Source organism: Hyunsoonleella flava, assembly GCF_004310325.1.
In the GTDB taxonomy this organism is placed as follows: Bacteria; Bacteroidota; Bacteroidia; order Flavobacteriales; family Flavobacteriaceae; genus Jejuia; species Jejuia flava.
Map to the genome: position 1 here is coordinate 22,873 of NZ_SIRT01000011.1, position 17,498 is coordinate 40,370.

Consider the following 17,498-nt stretch of genomic DNA (forward strand, 5'->3'; position numbering starts at 1 on the left):
TTAAAACGATGAAAAATTTAAATACATATCATAAAATAGCTGCTTTGTTAAGTTTGATGTTCATGTCATTACAAAGCTTCGCTCAACAAGACCCACAATTCACGCAATATATGTATAACATGAGTGTGATTAATCCAGCTTACGCCACTGCGGAAGAAGGCATTTTAAACCTTGGAGGGTTGTATAGAACCCAATGGGTAGGACTAGAAGGTGCACCTTCAACAGGAACTTTTTTCGCCCATACACCAATAAACGATAAAATAGAAATGGGAATTTCCTTTACCAACGATAATATTGGAGATATCGTTAATGAGAATAATATTTTTGCAGATTTTGCTTATGTGTTACCTGTTGGTATTGAAACCAAAATATCTTTCGGATTAAAAGCTGGTGTACGCATGTTTGATACTAACTTTAATGGTTTGCAACTACAAAACGGACCAGCAAGTGGGGATATCGCATTTAATGAAAACTTAAATAGGGCTTTCCCAAATTTAGGTATTGGTGCTTTCTTTTTTACCGATAACTATTATTTAGGGCTATCCGCTCCAAATATGTTGTCTACCAAACATCTTGAGAATGAAAATGGTATCAAGGCAACGGGTATTGAAAATGTGCATTATTTCTTTACAGGAGGTTATGTGTTCGATATCGATTCAAACGTAAAATTAAAGCCGGCATTTATGGGTAGAGCTGTAAAAGGTGCGCCTTTGGCCTTAGATATTACTGCTAATGTTTTGATAAACGAAAAGTTAGAAGCTGGATTGGGCTACCGTTTGGGTGATGCTATGAGTGCTTTGGTAAACTTTAGGGTGACGCCAGATTTGCGAATTGGTTATGCTTATGATTATACAACCAATAACCTTGGAGATTTCAATTCTGGATCGCATGAAATATTTATTCTATTTGACGTGGATTTATTCGGATTTAAAAACGGGTACGATCGCTCACCAAGATTCTTCTAACATTTAATACTAAGGAAACATGAAACATTTTATATACATACTTGCAAGCCTTTTATTAGTTAGCGGAATAGGGTTTGCCCAAAAGAAAAACTTAAAACGTGTAAATAAGCTTTTTGAAATGAGGGCTTATAAAGATGCTGCACAAATTTACGAAACCAAAGAGCGCAATCAGGAAGTGCTCCAGAATTTGGCAGACAGTTATTATTACAATGCCAGTCTTCAAAAGGCTATTAAAACCTACAGGGAATTATTCGTAGAATATGGCGATTCTATTGATATTGAATATCACTTTAGATTTGCACAGGCTTTAAAAGGCGTAAAGGAATACAAAGAAGCCGATAAGCATTTAAGACGCTACTATAATAAGCCAATTAATACCTTGGCATTTATTGCCGAAACGGATAAAACTACACCGCATACCTTCAAATTAAAACAAATTGAAAACAGAAACTCCAGTAGTGATTTTGGTTTGTCGTTTTATGGAGAAGATAAGGTAGCTTTTGCTTCCGCTAGAAACTCTGAGAATCCAACATATTCATGGAATAATTCGCCATATTTAGATTTATACAGCGGTACATTGAACAGTCAAAATGTGTTAGAAAACGTGCAACCATTTTCAGAATCAATTAACACAGAATCGCATGAAAGTAATGCAGTGTTTACCAAGGATGGAAAAACGATGTACTTTAACAGAACAAACACGACGCGCAAAAAAACAGATGAACAGCGTATTGCACACATTAAAATTTATAAAGCGGAATTGGTTGATGGCGAGTGGACAAATGTAACCGCCTTACCGTTTACCTCAAATGCCTACAGTACAGAACATCCAGCATTGAGCTACGATGAAAAAACCTTGTATTTCGCGAGCGACATGCCAGGAACTTTAGGGAGCTTTGATATTTTTAAAGTAGCTATAAATGAAGATGGTACGTATGGCGAACCTGAAAATTTAGGTGAAACTATTAATACGAAACACAGAGAACAATTCCCATATTTAAGTAAATACAATGTCCTGTATTTTTCATCGATTGGTCATTTAGGATATGGTGGATTAGATGTGTTTAGAAGCAATTTGGTTAATGGAGAGTTTAATAAACCAGTTAACTTAGGAAGCACAATTAACAGCCCATTAGATGATTTTGCCTATGTAGTAAGAGAAAAAGACAATAAAGGGTTTGTATCTTCAAATAGAACAGGTTATGATAGGTTGTTTGGTTTCAAAAGAGAACAAAACCCTCTAACGATGTATCAGGTGGAAGGTGTTGTTGAAGATTTAAATAGCAAGGAATTACTTGCAGGTTCATTAGTGACGTTATTTGATGAATCTGATACTGTAATTCAAGACACTATTGTTGGTGATGATGCATATTACATCTTCAAAATAGAGCCAAACAAAAAGTATAAAGTAAGAGGTACGCGAAAAGCATACATTCCTCAAGATGTTGAGTTTTCTACAGATAGCAAAGGGAAGGTGCAGCACAATATTTATTTGAGTTTAGAATCTTTTGCGGATGCTGAAGAGCGCGTAAAAGAAAAAGAAGATGGCGATGTACAAGTTGAATTAGATAAAATTTACTTCGATTTTGACAAGTCAGAGATACGTGAAGATGCTGCTACAACACTGAATGTGTTGGTAGATTTAATGAAGAAGTATCCATCTATGGAGGTGGAAGTTTCTGCGCATACCGATGCCCGTGGCCCAGATCAATATAATTTAGATTTATCAAAACGTCGTGCCGCTTCAACTTTAGAATATTTAGTTAGTCAAGGTATCGAACGTAACCGATTAAAAAGTATAGGTTACGGCGAGATGCAACCACTTAACAAATGCGTTAAAGAAGGTATCTGTGATGACGATGAATATGATATAAACAGGCGTTGTGAATTTACAATTCTAAAATAACCAACCATAAACCAACCAAAAGCCGGAAAGCCTTTCTACTGACTACGGTCAGATTTGAAAGGCTTTCGCTATTTCTAATTAAGTCATTTGTTTTATGTATTTTTATCATAATATAATGGCAATGATATGGGGTATTACATAGGAGCAATAGTTTTGTTTGTGATATTGGGTTACATTATCCACAAGTTATTCTACAAGAGGTTTATAAAATTAAATGGTAGAACACCTACAAGAAGAGAGTTGTTCAGCATATATCATTGGGAGGTTGTACTTGGAATAAGTGCTGTAACTGTTCTAGCACTTGTATATGTCCTAAAAGTCTCAAACATTTTAACCTTTTAAACACTTTAGAAACCCGAATAATCATCGGGTTAAGTCACACGATAATAATGAATGAACACCTAGACCCAACAAGCGAAAATTTTTCTCCAGAGGAAATAGATGTTGAAAAAAAACTGAGACCTCTAGAGTTTGATGATTTTACTGGGCAAGATCAAGTGTTGGAAAACCTTCAAGTTTTTGTTAAGGCTGCAAATTTAAGAGGAGAAGCCTTAGACCATACCTTGTTTCATGGGCCACCAGGATTAGGTAAAACTACTTTGGCACATATTTTAGCAAATGAATTAGATGTAGGTATCAAAGTAACTTCAGGTCCAGTATTGGATAAACCGGGAGACTTAGCAGGTTTATTAACCAATTTGGATGAACGTGATGTGTTATTTATTGATGAAATTCATCGCTTAAGTCCTATTGTGGAAGAGTATCTCTATTCTGCAATGGAAGATTACAAAATTGATATTATGATTGAAACAGGGCCGAATGCCCGAACAGTTCAAATCAATTTAAGTCCGTTTACATTAGTTGGTGCTACAACACGTTCAGGATTGTTAACCTCACCGATGCGCGCACGTTTCGGTATTCAAAGTAGATTACAATATTACCAAACCGATTTATTAACTACGATAGTACAACGAAGTGCCATGATTTTAGATGTCCCCATTTCTATGGAAGCTGCGGTAGAAATTGCAGGACGAAGTAGAGGTACACCAAGAATTGCCAATGCATTGTTGCGACGTGTTAGAGATTTTGCTCAAATAAAAGGCAACGGAAGCATCGATATAAAAATCGCAAAATTTGCTTTAGAGGCTTTAAATGTAGATGCGCATGGTTTAGATGAAATGGATAATAAAATTCTATCTACAATTATTGATAAATTTAAAGGTGGTCCGGTAGGAATTACTACCATTGCTACTGCCGTTAGTGAAAGCCCTGAAACGATCGAAGAAGTTTACGAGCCTTTTTTAATCCAACAAGGATTTATAATGCGAACACCTCGTGGTAGAGAAGTTACAGAGCAAGCATACAAGCATTTAGGAAAAATAAAAGGTAATATTCAAGGAGGATTATTCTAAAATTTCTTGTCACGCTGAACTTGATTCAGCATCTAAATGATGATTGAAGCTAAATCAAAATACACAAAACTCATCAAAACCGAAGCAAAACGCCTCGGTTTTTTGTCTTGTGGGATAAGTAAAGCTGAATTTCTTGAAGAAGAAGCCCCAAGATTAGAAAAGTGGTTGAACCAAAATAAGCATGGAGACATGCGCTATATGGAAAACCATTTTGATAAACGGCTTGATCCAACAAAACTGGTAGAAGATTCAAAAAGCGTAGTATCGCTATTGCTCAATTATTTTCCTTCAGAAGTTCAAAATTCTGAGAGTTATAAAATTTCTAAATATGCCTATGGAACAGATTATCATTTTGTGATAAAAGACAAATTAAAATCACTTTTACATTTCATCAAAGAGGAAATAGGAGAGGTAAGTGGTCGCGCTTTCGTAGATTCTGCGCCAGTTTTAGATAAAGCTTGGGCTGCAAAATCAGGCTTAGGTTGGATTGGTAAACACAGTAATTTACTCACCCAACAGGTAGGCTCGTTTTATTTTATTGCAGAACTAATTATCGATTTAGAATTGGAATACGATACGCCAGTAACCGACCATTGTGGTACTTGTACAGCATGTATTGACGCCTGCCCAACGGAAGCCATAACCGAGCCTTATGTGGTTGATGGTAGTAAGTGTATTTCATATTTCACAATCGAATTGAAAGAAAATATTCCATCAGAATTCAAGGGTAAATTTGACGATTGGATCTTTGGTTGTGATGTGTGTCAAGATGTTTGCCCATGGAATCGTTTTTCAAAAGCACACTCAGAACCATTATTTAATCCACATCCAGAATTGCTTTCCATGAGTAAAAAGGATTGGGAAGAGATTACAGAAGAGACTTTTAGAAAAGTATTTAAAAAATCTGCGGTGAAACGTACTAAATATTCTGGCTTAAAGCGAAATATTGAATTTCTTCAATAAAAAAGATTCTAAGAAAACTGTTTTCTTAGAATCTTTTTAAGGTACTTTAATCTTACTTGTTAAACTTATAACTTATACCTGCCATAATCATAGAGGTATTCATTTCATAAGATACAGAGGAACCAGGTATTGCTCCTAAAGTATTCCCAGGCGAAGCCATCATAGGAGATAGTATATTCCCTTGGGTGCTACCATCACTACTACCATAATGATAAACGGCATCTAGCGTCCAATTGCTATTTATTTCATAGCTAAAACCAAATTGGTAAGCATTTTTAATTATAGCTGTAGCGGGTACATTAAAAAAGGCTACTTCCTCTGGAATAGGATTGGAGCTATAAGTGTACCCAATTCGCAATGGCAATTTATTTATGACTTTACATTGAAGACCTGCCGATAGAATGGAAATATTTTTCCAACCAAATCCAGATACTGAAGCTGTCTGAGACCATCCAGTTTTGGAAAACCCATCTGTATTTTCATAATCTACTCTTCTAAAATCAAGAGCTAAATCAAAATCTCCTTTTGAATAACCAACACCAACAGAAAAAATAGAAGGGTAGTCCATTTGGAAATTATTGGTTGCTGTTGAATTGTCTAAGTACGTATTTTCAAATTCAAATTCGCTGAATTTTTGTGTGGTTTTGTATGATGTCCCTAATTTTAATCCAATTCCTGTATCATAAAATAAACCGAATTGAGCGCCTATTCCAGTAGACGATGCTTTGTCTGATGTAGGGTAACCAGAAGCATTAGGGTTGGCGGTAGGGTTTGGTTCTAATTCTAAGGTAGCATAATTAAAATTGGGTTGAATACCAATGGATAATTTATCGGTTATTTCAAAAGCATATGTTAAACCAATTTGCAATAGAATATAATCAGACTCAATACGTCCAAAACCATTAAAAGATTGTGGCCAGTTAATAGGGTTAGAAGCATTTGGATTCCAATCAGGATTCGGGTTCCCAGAAATATCAAGTGGAAGATTGGTTTCTTGTGGAAATGTTACCCCAAAACCACTTATACCAAAGGCAGAAGCCCCAAAAGTGTGTTTGCTACCCTTTTTCTTCCAAACCATAGCCAATGCTGGCATGGGAGAAAGACCTCTGTCATCTGCTGTTGTTCCGGTAACTGCTGGCGATCCAGGGGCTCCAGGACCAAGATCTCCAGGTTGCCATAACATGTTTGGAGGTAAAGTAGAACTTAATTCTGGAGATGAGAAGAACAAACCAACATCAAGCTTTATAATATTACCGTCAAATGTTGAAATAGCTGCAGGATTCCATTGTAAAGCTCCTGAAATATCTAAAGGTTGTGCAGTAGAAGCGCCGCCCATCGACATGTTAACGGCTCCCACACCTTGCATAATATGACCTGCTTGTGAAAAGGCGAAAATCGAAAAGAAAAGAAATAAACAGTTTAGAAGTTTAGTTTTCATAATAAAAAGTATTTAAGAGTATTCCATTAACATTTAATAAAATACTATGTTGGCTAAATTTTAATCAAAACTAGATTTTAAGTTGTATTTCAGCTATGATATTTATCACGTTTTGGTTTTTTTTTAGAAAAAAGCAATTTAAAGACACCTTGTGTAACCTTTGTTACACAAGGGTTTATGATGATTTTTGTCATATTTTTTTCAAGATATTCAAGTTAATTTTACTCAAAATTAGAATTAGAATATTTCTTATTCATAATTGACTTGAAACTTAAAAAAATGAAAAATCTAATAATTTTAGGAGCAGGCACAGCAGGAACGATGATGGCGAACCATTTGGTAGGCAAATTACCAAAGAAGGAATGGAAAATCACTATAGTAGACCAGTATAAAACTCATTATTATCAACCAGGGTTTTTGTTTTTACCTTTTGATACCTATACTGAAAATAAGGTTAAAAAAGAAGGAAAAAAATTTATACCAAAAACGGTCAATTATATTCAGAAAAAGATTGATAAGATTTTACCAGAATCTAATAAAGTTAAATTAGAAGACGAAACTCTAGATTACGATATTTTAATTGTAGCAACAGGGTCAAAAATTGCTCCAGCTGAAACAGAGGGCTTATTAGGTCCTTTATGGAGAAAAGATATTTTTGATTTCTATACGTATGAAGGTGCTTTGGCACTACGTAATAAGTTAAGAAATTGGCAAGGTGGAAAACTAGTAGTGCATATCACAGAGATGCCGATAAAATGTCCTGTGGCGCCATTAGAGTTTGCATTTCTGGCTGATTCTTATTTTAAGAAAAAAGGGATGCGAGATAAGGTTGAGATAACCTATGTAACACCTTTAGATGGTGCTTTTACAAAACCAACCTGTACCAAAGCATTAAATTACTTATTGGAGGAAAAACAAATTAAGATACAGACAGATTTTGCAATAATGGAAGTTGATAATGAAAAGAGAGCAATTGTAGATTATGTTGATAGGGAGATTCCGTTTGATTTGCTAGTAACCGTACCAACAAATATGGGCGATGAAGTTATAGAACGATCTGGCTTGGGTGATGACTTAAATTTTATACCAACACATAAACATACATTACAATCTAAGGCTCATGATAACATTTTTGTTATAGGAGATGCAACCAACGTACCTGCATCTAAAGCAGGATCTGTTGCGCACTTTCAAGCAGAAACACTAACGGACAATATTTTATTATACACACAAGGATATAAATTGAAACAAGAGTTTGATGGTCATGCCAATTGTTTTATTGAAACAGGTGATAATAAAGCGTTATTAATAGATTTTAATTATGATCAAGAACCAGTGCATGGAACATTTCCGTTTGCAAAAATAGGACCGCTTAAATTGTTAAAAGAAAGTGTATTTAATCATTGGGGGAAATTAGCCTTCAGGTGGATTTATTGGAATATGCTATTAAAGGGTATTTCTATTCCGTTTGTTGGCAGAAATATGAGTTTTAAAGGAAAGATATTCGATATAAAACAAAATTAAAAACAGTTAATATTTAAATTTTATAATCATGAAAAAAATAATCGCAAATAAAGAAATAGAAGTTAACGAGGAAGGATACTTGGTTGATTTTAAACAATGGGATCGTGAAATATGCGAATGTATTGCTGGTGAGTGCAATGTAGTAATGACAGAAAAACACTGGGAAGTCATTGAGTATTTGCAAGACAAACATCTTAAGGAAGAACCATTATCAATTAGAGGAATTAAGAAAAGTGGTGTTATAAACATAAAGGAGTTTTATGCTTTATTTCCTGGCGGACCGTTAAAAAAGTCAACATTGATTGCTGGTATTCCAAAGCCAAAAAGCTGTATCTAAAATAAACTATCAACGCAATTAAAACATAATATTATGGGAACTAAAGTTAAAAAAATGCTTTTCATTTTATCAAAAGCAACCATTGAAAATGCTTACGCAGCTTTTGTAATGGCAAACGGCGCAAGAATGGAAGGTATTGAGTCTGAAATATTTTTCACATTCTTCGGTCTAGAAGCCATTCAGAAGAAAAAATTAGAGCATTTACATGTTGCCACAGTTGGTAACCCTGGTATGCACATACCTACTATGTTAGGCGGCTTACCTGGTGTAGAGGCTTTAGCGACAAAAATGATGAAGAAAGAAATGGAAAAACTAGATATGCCACCTATTGGCGAATTTTTAGAAATCCTTTCCGATTCAGGGTGTAGGCTTTGGGCATGTAAGCTAGCAGTTGATATGTTTCATTTAAAAGAAGAAGATCTTATTGATGAATTAGATGGTATTTTAACTATTGGAGATTTTTACTCCAGAGCTGATCAAGAAGGCTGCCAACTTCTTTTTATATAGTTTAGAAACCATAGTTAGAAATTTTCATAATTACGAGTCATACAGTCAAAGAATAAAACTTATGATTCGTAATTAGCCTAAAGTCAATTTTACTATATAAATAAAAGTTGATATATTCTGCTTGCCATAAAACCAACAAATTTTTATGGTTTTAAAAAGTATGTTAACTTTTTGTAGATGCTCTAACAATCAAATCTGTTTCTAAAACAACAGTTTTAGGCTCAAAAGGTTTCTCTTTTTTTCGTGCTTTAATTTCTTTAAAAAGTTGTTTAAATGCGGCTTTTCCCATTTCAAATCCGGGTTGGTTGATGGTTGTAAGACTTGGAGATATCACAGAAGACATAAACCAATTACTAAATCCAACAATACTAATATCTGTTGGGATTTTTACACCCATTTCTTGAAATGCCGTCATAGCGCCTATAGCTACCAAATCCGTATTTATAAAAATGCCATCTACGTCATCATGGTCTGCTAATAATTGTTCTGCATTTTTTTTGCCTTCTTCAAAACTCATATCGCCACATTCACAAATATATACCAAGGATGGATCGTAAGGAATGTTATTGTCTATTAATGCTTTTTTGTAGCCTAAAAATCTATCAATGGAGTTTTGCGGTAATAATGCACCTCTAAAATGGGCGATACGTTTACAGCCAATATCTATTAAATGCTGGGTAGCGGTGTAAGCTGCTTTTCTATCATCAATTATAACTTTAGAGCATTTTACAACTTTAGCAATTTTATCAAACATCACTAAAGGCTTTTCTTGATTAATCACTTCATTTAAATGGTCGTACTTGGCGGTTCCATTGGCTAAAGAGATAATAATACCATCAACACGTTGGCTTAACAATAATTCAACTTGTTTTTTTTCCAATTCATAAGACTCATCAGATTGAAGAATAATAACAAGGTATCCTTTCTTTTCAGCCTGTGAAATAATACCTTTAATAACATTTGAAAAGAAATGGTGAACAATTACAGGAATAATTAAACCAATAGTCTTAGATTCTCTAGTTCTAAGGTTAACCGCAAAGGCATTGGGTTTGTAGTTTAATGTTTTAGCAAGTTCTCGTACTTGTAGTTTTGTTTTTTTACTAACATCAGGGTAATCCTTTAATGCTTTTGAAACAGTTGTTACAGAAATATTTAATTGTTCTGCAATATCTTTTAGTGTAACAATTTTCATTATAACAGGTGTTTAATAAACTAAAATATAGAAAAAAATTAAAATCGAAAACGTTTTCGTTACTTTCGAAAACGTTTTCGATTAAGAATTAGATAAATTATATCATTCATGACTATAGATTTGACAAAAATTAACTGAATAATTTATCGAATAACTAAAAAAGACAAAAATGAATGCAATTAAAAAAAGTGCGTTTTTATTAGTATTGATGTTGTTATCAACAAGTGCATTAATTGCGCAATCAATCTCAGGAAACGTTAAAGATGAAACGGGTATACCCTTGCCAGGTGTTAATGTTATTTTAGAAGGCACAACTAAAGGAGCTGTTACAGATTTTGATGGAAACTATAGTATTGATAATGTAGAAAATGGTGATTATACATTATCTGCTACATTTTTAGGTTATGCAAAGTTTTTGCAAAATGTTACGGTACAAGGTAATGATGTTACAGTTGACATAACCATGAAAGAAGACGCCCAATCTTTAGATCAGATTGTTGTAACGGGTGTTGTGAATCCAAAATCTAAAATTGAATCCAGTGTCTCTGTTTCTACAATGGATGTAGAGCTTATAGAACAAGCAGCTCCAAGAAGTGCAGGTGAACTTTTTAGAAATATACCAGGTATACGCGCTGAGTCTTCTGGTGGTGAAGGTAATGCTAACTTTAATGTACGTGGTGTACCAATTTCTTCGGGAGGTTCAAGATACTTTCAAATTCAAGAAGATGGTTTGCCATTAAATTTATTTGGAGATACGTCTTTTGGAAATGCCGATAACTTTTTAAGAATAGATTCTAATATTGGAAGAGTTGAAGCAATTAGAGGTGGTTCTGCATCAACCCAAACATCTAATGGTCCAGCGGGTATCATTAACATGATTAGTAAAACTGGTGCTACAGAAGGTGGTTCGTTGGGGACGACTTTTGGTTTAGACTACCAAACAAGTAGATTAGATTTTGAATATGGTGCACCACTAGAAAACGGAATGTCTTATCACTTTGGTGGTTTTATTAGAACAGGAGAAGGACCTAGAGAAATAGGATACCAAGGTAATAAAGGAGGGCAATTTAAAGCTAACCTTACCAAAAGATTTGACACTGGCTATGTACGCGTATATGCAAAACTATTGAATGATAGATCTGTAATGTATCTACCTATGCCAATGTTATTGGAAGGAAGTAATGATGACCCAACTTTCTCTAACTTGCCAGGTTTTGATATCACTAGTGATTCTCCTCACTCAGCATATTTACAACAAAGTGCAGGAACAAATCCTTTTGATGGAGGAGGTAGACATGTTAATGATGTTAGAAATGGTAACAATCCTGTATCACAATCTTTAGGAGCTGAGTTTTCTTTTGACTTAGGTGGTGATTGGAAAATAGCAGGTAAGGCCCGTTATTCTAATAATAGTGGAGAATGGGTGTCGCCATTTACGGCTGCTGTAGGTAGTGTTTCTGAGATTGAAACAACGGCAAGAGATGCTTCAAATGCAACAGGAGCATTGGTGTACGCTGATGGAGACAGAGAAGCTTTCAATCCTTCTAATGGATTAGCCCAAATTATACATATGTTTGATGTTACTGTAGACGATTTAAGCAACTTTTTTAGTGATGTGAAAATTTCTAAAAAGTTAAGTGATAACGTGGGTGTAACTGCTGGTTTATTTACAGCAACACAAAACACAAAAATCGGATGGCAGTGGAGTTCTTTCCTTTCTGAAGTTAAGGGTGGCGGTCAAGCAAGATTAGCAGATTTTGATGGTTTTTCTAGAAATGGTCAATATTCTTATGGTACGCCATTGTGGGATAATGAAGATGGAGATAATTGTTGTCAACGTAGATATAACACTGTACATAATGTAAACTCTCCCTATATAGGTGTAGATGCTGCTATTACTGAAAAGTTAAACTTTGATGGTAGTATCCGTTTTGAGAATGTTAACGTTAATGGTGCAATACAAGCAGGAGTTAAGTCTGCTGAGGGATATGGTCCATATGATTACGATGGAGACGGTGTTATACAAGGAATAGAATCTTCCGTACCTGTAATTGCAGGTACTGCAGGTCAAATAGTGAATGATGATTACAACTTTGTATCTTACTCTGCAGGGTTAAATTATAAGTTAAACGAAGGATCTGCTGTATTTGCAAGATATAGTTCTGGTGCTTCAGGAAGAGCTGCCGACAGAAATACGTATGGTGCAGATGGTTTAGCTGATGTTCAGTTTGATGAGCTTTCTCAACTTGAATTTGGTTATAAGAAAAGATTGAACAACGGTGTGCTTAACCTTACTGGGTTTATGAGTAATACAGAGGAAGGTATAAGTAATGAGTTAAACAGAACTGTAGGTAACCCTTTTAAAGCAATAGGTTTAGAAGCTGAAACAGCACTTGCATTTGGAGAAAACTTTAATTTTAATGGTTCGTTTACTTGGACAAAAGCTGAAATTGATGGTGGTGCTAACAAAGGGAATACTCCAAGAAGACAAGCAGATTTAGTATATAACTTGTCTCCTTCTTATAATTTTGGTGAAAATAGTCAGCATGGGTTTGCATTAAGTATCCTAGGTACAACTAAATCTTATGCTCAAGATGACAACGATTTAGTAATGCCAGCGTACGCTTACTTTAATTTAATTGGTAGAGCAGGCTTAACAGACGGTCTTTCTCTTGTATTGAGTGTAAACAACCTTTTTGATACTGTTGGTATTACAGAAGTTGAAGGAAATGGAGATGGAGCTTTTGGTTCTAATAGGTTAGCAAGGGCAAGATCGATAAGTGGTCGCTCAACAACATTATCTTTACAATATAAGTTTTAAGAAATCATATTAAGTTTAGTTTGAATTTGGTTGTTAAGAAAGAGTTGGGGTTTAATTTTAAGTTCCAACTCTTTTCATCTTTAACAAAAAAGTATATAAACATGAGAATTTTTGTATTATCATTTGTATTTGCCTTAATTGGTCAAGGCGCATACAGTCAAACTAAACCAGTAGATTCGGTTGCAATTGAGAGTGTGAAAACTAATAAATTAATTGTGTATGGTAGTGATACATGTCATTATTGTATTGATACCAAATCATTTTTAAAAGAAAAAAATATGGTGTTTACATATTACGATGTTGATGTAAATCTTGAAAAGCAAAACGAAATGATTGTAAAGTTGCAAAAGGCAGGAATATCGCTTGATGCCATATCACTTCCAATTGTAGATTTAAACGGAAAGTTGATAATGAATAATGTTGCGGATTTTGATGGCTTTCTAAAAAAACTAATAGAAAAAACTAAATAAGATGAAAATAGCAAAACCAAAATTGTCCTTTTGGCAAATATTCAATATGAATGTTGGTTTCCTTGGCATTCAGTATAGTTTTGGGCTGCAACAAACAGCTGTAAATCCTATTTTTTCATTTTTAGGTGCAGAGCACGACCAGCTACCATTATTAAATTTAGCTGGCCCAGTAACGGGTTTAATTATACAGCCCATAATAGGTGCTATTTCAGATAAAACATGGTCGCCTCGATGGGGAAGACGTAAACCTTTCTTTTTGATTGGGGCATTATTAGGTAGTTTGTGCTTGTTTGCTTTTCCATTTAGTCCAGCTTTGTGGTTTGCCGTTGGCTTACTTTGGATTTTGGATGTAGGAAACAATATGGCAATGGAGCCTTACAGAGCTTTTGTAGGGGATAAACTGCCCAACAGTCAGCTAAGTTTTGGGTATCAAATGCAAAGTTTGTTTGTTGGTGCTGGCATAGTTTTGGCAAATGCTTCCATCTTTCTTTTTCAAGATTGGTTTGGTGGTGTAGAGGAGGTTACCGAAAGTGTAACATCCATACCAAAATGGTTGTATTATTCCTTTTTTATTGGGGCTGTTTTGTCCATTTCAACCATTCTTTGGTCTGTTTTAAAAACACCAGAAATACCACCAACAGAAGAAGAGTTAGAGGATATAAAAAAGCATAATGCTTTATCACTTTCAGCAAGAATTAAAGCACCCATTTTAGAAATATTAGATGCCATAAAGGATATGCCAAAATTTATGTGGAAACTATCTGCGGTGTATTTGTTTCAGTGGTATGCCTTGTTTGTGTATTGGCAATTTATTGCACCAATGTTTAAGGAAAGTATGGGGTTAAACAGTTCTGAAGCTTTAAGTCAAGCTGCAAAAATGAACACAACCTACAATATATCAACTATAGTTTTTGCCTTAGCGCTTGTGCCATTAGCTTTAAAGTATGGTGGTAAAAAAGTATATGTGCTAAGTCTATTTTTAACAGGAATTGCAATGCTTAGTATTCCATATATACAAGACCCACTTTTAGTTGTATTACCTATGGTTTTATTTGGAATAGGTTGGGCAGCTATGATGGGAATACCCTATTCTATGGTGTCCAAAATTGTCCCGCAAGAAAGACGTGGTGTTTATATGGGGATTTTAAATATGATGATTGTTATACCCATGGGAATTCAAACATTAACATTTGGGCCTATTGTAAAACATCTATTAAGCAATAGTGCAGTTAATGCTATATTATTTGGAGGTGTATTTTTTATCATTGCAGGTGTCCTAGCATTAAGACTCAAGCAGCCAAAATCTACTGATGAAGATGAAGACATTGTTGTTTCGGTTGGTAGTGGCCATTAATTAAAAAAAATAGTTTTGAAACAAAATATAAGAGAAATAGATATTCTTTGTGTTGGAGAAGTTCTTGTAGACTTTATAGGTCATCAAACTGGAGAACTTATCAATAACACAAGAGATTATCACAGGTACTTAGGCGGATCACCAGCAAATGTGGCTATGAATTCTGCAAGATTAGGCTTAAAATCAGCAATGGTAGCAACTGTTGGTAATGATGGTTTTGGGGAGTATATTTTTGAGAGGCTTTCTGGCGTTGGTGTAAACACAAATTATATTAAAATAATTGGTAATAAACCAACTAGCGTTGTTTTTGTATCAAAGACAGATAGCACACCAGATTTTATTCCTTTTAGAAAAGCAGATTCCCATATCTTGGAAGATCAGATTTCAACAGACTTACTTTTAAAAACGAATATATATCACACAACGTGCTTTGCTTTAAGCAAAAATCCCGCACAAACCACTATTTTAAACAAGGCAGAAGAGGCTTTTAATTTAGGTTGTAAATTAAGTATCGATGTGAATTATGCTAAAAAGTTGTGGCAAAGTCAAGAAGAAGCGCTAGAGGTTATAAAATTGTACTGCAAATTTAACCCTTTGGTTAAGGTTAGTGAAGATGATATGCTTAGGCTTTTCGAGGAAAAATTACCTCACGATGAGATTTTCAGCTTCTTTCATTCAGAAGGTGTAGATACTGTGTGTTTAACTTTAGGAAGCAATGGTGTAAAATTATCTCAAAAAGATAAAGAGATTATCCAGCTACCTGCGATACAAATAGATGTTGTACAAGACGCAACAGGTGCTGGCGATGCATTTTGGTCTGGCTTTTTGTTTGCTTACATAAAGGAAAAGCCCATTGAAAAGTGCTTGGAAGTGGCATTACAACTTGCGGCATTAAAGCTTCAAAATGTGGGGAGGTTACCAGACAACATTAATATATTATCAGAGCTTTTATAAAACTAAACGATGTCCGAAGAATCTAATATTACAAACGGCGTTATGCTTAATGCTTATCCAGATAGTATTGGCAATACATTAAGCGATACCATTAGTATGCTTAAAAGGCCTGAGTTTAAAGATGTTTTTTCACTGTTCTATGTTTTGCCAACATTTTTTAACAGTGATTTGGATAGAGGCTTTTCAATTATAGATTACAATCTTAACGAAGATTTGGTGTCCAAGTCTGATTTAGAAGATTTAGAGCAATTGAATATTCAATTAAAGTTTGATATTGTATTGAATCATTTATCAGTAGCATCACCTCAATTTAAAGATTTATTAAAAAAAGGAGAGCAGTCTAAATACAAAGACTTTTTTATCAATTGGAATAGTTTCTGGGAAGGTAACGGTACCATGGGAGCTGATGGAATTATTATCCCAAAAAAGGAATATCTCGATAAGTTATTTATGAGAAAATCTGGATTACCAATTTTAAAAGTGCCTTTTCCTGATGGAACAGAAAAACCATACTGGAATACCTTTTATCAAAAAATTATTGAAGATAAAACGTTTTTAGGGCAGATGGATGTCAATGCAAAATCTGAACTGGTTTGGGACTTTTATGAAGAAACTTTACAAAAGGTCAGCAACTATGGCTGTCAGATACTAAGGCTGGATGCTTTTGCGTATTTGCATAAAGAAATTGGGCAATCAAATTTTTTTAATAAACCGGGAACATGGCAGTACCTAGAGCGTATCAAACAAATTGCAGATAAAAATGGGTTGACACTTTTACCAGAAATTCATGCCGAGTATGGATTGCATTTACATGATGAGGTAGCCAATGAAGGGTATCAAATTTACGATTTTTTCTTACCAGGATTAACTATTCATACCATTGAAAATAGTAGCAGTAAAGCACTTATAAAGTGGGCTAAAGAAATCATTTCTAAAGGTTACAAAACCGTAAACATGTTGGGGTGTCATGATGGTATTCCAGTGCTAGATTTAAAAGGTAAGTTTGCAAACGGTTTTTATAATAAAGGCCTGCTAGAAGATGAGGAGATCGAGACTATTATGAGTACTATTATAGAGCGCGGTGGGCGTGTAAAAAATCTTTATGACCCTGAAGGCAATAAGATTTCATATTACCAAGTAAATGCTACTTTCTTTAGTGCCTTAGGTGAAGATGAACAGAAATTGTTGCTTGCCAGAGCCATTCAATTGTTTATGCCAGGGATACCTCAGGTATGGTATTTAGATATTTTTGCAGGTAAAAATGATTATGAAGCTGCAGATGCTGGAGGAAGTGCTGGACATAAAGAAATAAATAGAACTAATTTGACCATGCAAAATATTGAAGAGGGACTTAAAAGAAAGGTTGTTTTAAATCAGCTTGAGCTATTAAGGTTGCGGAATACTTCCAAAGCCTTTTCAGGAACCGTTAGGATTAATGAAACTTCGAATAAAATCATTGATATTAAGTGGATTAATCAAAATGAATTTGCTCATCTAACAGCAAACCTTGACTCCTATAATTTCACAATAAATTACTCAGAAGCAGGGGAGCTCAAATCTTATGCTTTTTAAATTATTTTTAAGGTTTTTATAATAAATATTAATTTATTATAGGATTAGGCGTTTACTTATTAGGATTCTTATATTTGTTGGTT

At 34.5% G+C, this 17,498-nt stretch carries 14 protein-coding genes; 12 read left to right on the top strand and 2 right to left on the bottom strand.

Features of this window, described 5'->3' with window-relative positions; translation table 11 throughout:
- The first annotated feature begins 8 nt into the window (after positions 1-8).
- From EYD45_RS12335 to queG, 4 genes are all read left to right on the top strand, one after another.
- Positions 9-965 carry a PorP/SprF family type IX secretion system membrane protein gene (locus EYD45_RS12335; RefSeq protein ID WP_130964866.1) on the top strand — a complete coding sequence of 319 codons (957 nt, stop codon included), beginning with the start codon at positions 9-11 and terminating at the stop codon, positions 963-965.
- Between the two features lie 19 nt (positions 966-984).
- Positions 985-2,871: an OmpA family protein gene (locus EYD45_RS12340; protein ID WP_130964867.1), complete on the top strand. Its 1,887-nt coding sequence runs from the start codon at positions 985-987 to the stop codon at positions 2,869-2,871.
- Between the two features lie 389 nt (positions 2,872-3,260).
- Positions 3,261-4,283, top strand: a complete 1,023-nt coding sequence (gene ruvB / locus EYD45_RS12345) for a Holliday junction branch migration DNA helicase RuvB (protein WP_130964868.1) — start codon at positions 3,261-3,263, stop codon at positions 4,281-4,283.
- Positions 4,284-4,322: 39 nt separating this feature from the next.
- The gene (gene queG / locus EYD45_RS12350) at positions 4,323-5,246 is read left to right on the top strand and encodes a tRNA epoxyqueuosine(34) reductase QueG (protein WP_130964965.1); all 924 of its coding nucleotides are present in this window, start codon (positions 4,323-4,325) and stop codon (positions 5,244-5,246) included.
- A 52-nt stretch (positions 5,247-5,298) separates the two neighbouring features.
- Here queG and EYD45_RS12355 read toward each other — a convergent pair whose 3' ends face one another.
- The gene (locus EYD45_RS12355) at positions 5,299-6,684 is read right to left on the bottom strand and encodes an OmpP1/FadL family transporter (RefSeq protein WP_130964869.1); all 1,386 of its coding nucleotides are present in this window, start codon (positions 6,682-6,684) and stop codon (positions 5,299-5,301) included.
- A 279-nt stretch (positions 6,685-6,963) separates the two neighbouring features.
- Here EYD45_RS12355 and sqr point away from each other — a divergent pair, with 279 nt between their 5' ends.
- From sqr to EYD45_RS12370, 3 genes are read left to right on the top strand one after another with little or no spacing between them, the layout of a single operon-like run.
- Entirely contained in the window at positions 6,964-8,208 is a 1,245-nt protein-coding gene (gene sqr, locus EYD45_RS12360; protein ID WP_130964870.1) for a type III sulfide quinone reductase, selenoprotein subtype, read from the top strand.
- Positions 8,209-8,236: 28 nt separating this feature from the next.
- A complete protein-coding gene (locus tag EYD45_RS12365) occupies positions 8,237-8,545 on the top strand; it encodes a TusE/DsrC/DsvC family sulfur relay protein (protein ID WP_130964871.1) in 309 nt (102 codons plus the stop codon).
- 33 nt (positions 8,546-8,578) lie between these two features.
- On the top strand, positions 8,579-9,052 hold the full coding sequence (locus EYD45_RS12370) for a DsrE/DsrF/DrsH-like family protein (protein WP_130964872.1): 474 nt from the start codon (positions 8,579-8,581) through the stop codon (positions 9,050-9,052).
- Positions 9,053-9,215: 163 nt separating this feature from the next.
- On the opposite strand, the gene EYD45_RS12380 is transcribed toward EYD45_RS12370, so the two are convergent.
- The gene (locus EYD45_RS12380; protein ID WP_130964873.1) at positions 9,216-10,244 is read right to left on the bottom strand and encodes a LacI family DNA-binding transcriptional regulator; all 1,029 of its coding nucleotides are present in this window, start codon (positions 10,242-10,244) and stop codon (positions 9,216-9,218) included.
- Positions 10,245-10,413: 169 nt separating this feature from the next.
- On the opposite strand from EYD45_RS12380, the gene EYD45_RS12385 reads away from it, so the two are divergent.
- The 5 genes from EYD45_RS12385 to gtfA all read left to right on the top strand — a co-directional run bounded on the left by EYD45_RS12385 (position 10,414) and on the right by gtfA (position 17,415).
- The gene (locus tag EYD45_RS12385) at positions 10,414-13,065 is read left to right on the top strand and encodes a TonB-dependent receptor (protein WP_130964874.1); all 2,652 of its coding nucleotides are present in this window, start codon (positions 10,414-10,416) and stop codon (positions 13,063-13,065) included.
- 101 nt (positions 13,066-13,166) lie between these two features.
- A complete protein-coding gene (locus EYD45_RS12390) occupies positions 13,167-13,535 on the top strand; it encodes a glutaredoxin family protein (RefSeq protein WP_130964875.1) in 369 nt (122 codons plus the stop codon).
- 1 nt (position 13,536) lies between these two features.
- Positions 13,537-14,889, top strand: coding sequence for an MFS transporter (locus tag EYD45_RS12395; RefSeq protein ID WP_130964876.1), 1,353 nt, complete (start codon positions 13,537-13,539; stop codon positions 14,887-14,889).
- 15 nt (positions 14,890-14,904) lie between these two features.
- On the top strand, positions 14,905-15,843 hold the full coding sequence (locus tag EYD45_RS12400; RefSeq protein ID WP_233702646.1) for a carbohydrate kinase family protein: 939 nt from the start codon (positions 14,905-14,907) through the stop codon (positions 15,841-15,843).
- Between the two features lie 9 nt (positions 15,844-15,852).
- Positions 15,853-17,415 (top strand): sucrose phosphorylase, encoded by a 1,563-nt coding sequence (gene gtfA / locus EYD45_RS12405; RefSeq protein WP_130964877.1) that lies wholly within the window; start codon positions 15,853-15,855, stop codon positions 17,413-17,415.
- Positions 17,416-17,498 lie beyond the last annotated feature (83 nt).

Coding starts and splice junctions, on each gene's coding strand:
- gtfA (WP_130964877.1), top strand. CDS start 15,853: ATGTCCGAAGAATCTAATATTACAAACGGCGTTATGCTTAATGCTTAT.
- sqr (WP_130964870.1), top strand. CDS start 6,964: ATGAAAAATCTAATAATTTTAGGAGCAGGCACAGCAGGAACGATGATG.
- queG (WP_130964965.1), top strand. CDS start 4,323: ATGATTGAAGCTAAATCAAAATACACAAAACTCATCAAAACCGAAGCA.
- EYD45_RS12390 (WP_130964875.1), top strand. CDS start 13,167: ATGAGAATTTTTGTATTATCATTTGTATTTGCCTTAATTGGTCAAGGC.
- EYD45_RS12355 (WP_130964869.1), bottom strand. CDS start 6,684: ATGAAAACTAAACTTCTAAACTGTTTATTTCTTTTCTTTTCGATTTTC.
- EYD45_RS12365 (WP_130964871.1), top strand. CDS start 8,237: ATGAAAAAAATAATCGCAAATAAAGAAATAGAAGTTAACGAGGAAGGA.
- ruvB (WP_130964868.1), top strand. CDS start 3,261: ATGAATGAACACCTAGACCCAACAAGCGAAAATTTTTCTCCAGAGGAA.
- EYD45_RS12335 (WP_130964866.1), top strand. CDS start 9: ATGAAAAATTTAAATACATATCATAAAATAGCTGCTTTGTTAAGTTTG.
- EYD45_RS12340 (WP_130964867.1), top strand. CDS start 985: ATGAAACATTTTATATACATACTTGCAAGCCTTTTATTAGTTAGCGGA.
- EYD45_RS12380 (WP_130964873.1), bottom strand. CDS start 10,244: ATGAAAATTGTTACACTAAAAGATATTGCAGAACAATTAAATATTTCT.
- EYD45_RS12395 (WP_130964876.1), top strand. CDS start 13,537: ATGAAAATAGCAAAACCAAAATTGTCCTTTTGGCAAATATTCAATATG.
- EYD45_RS12370 (WP_130964872.1), top strand. CDS start 8,579: ATGGGAACTAAAGTTAAAAAAATGCTTTTCATTTTATCAAAAGCAACC.
- EYD45_RS12385 (WP_130964874.1), top strand. CDS start 10,414: ATGAATGCAATTAAAAAAAGTGCGTTTTTATTAGTATTGATGTTGTTA.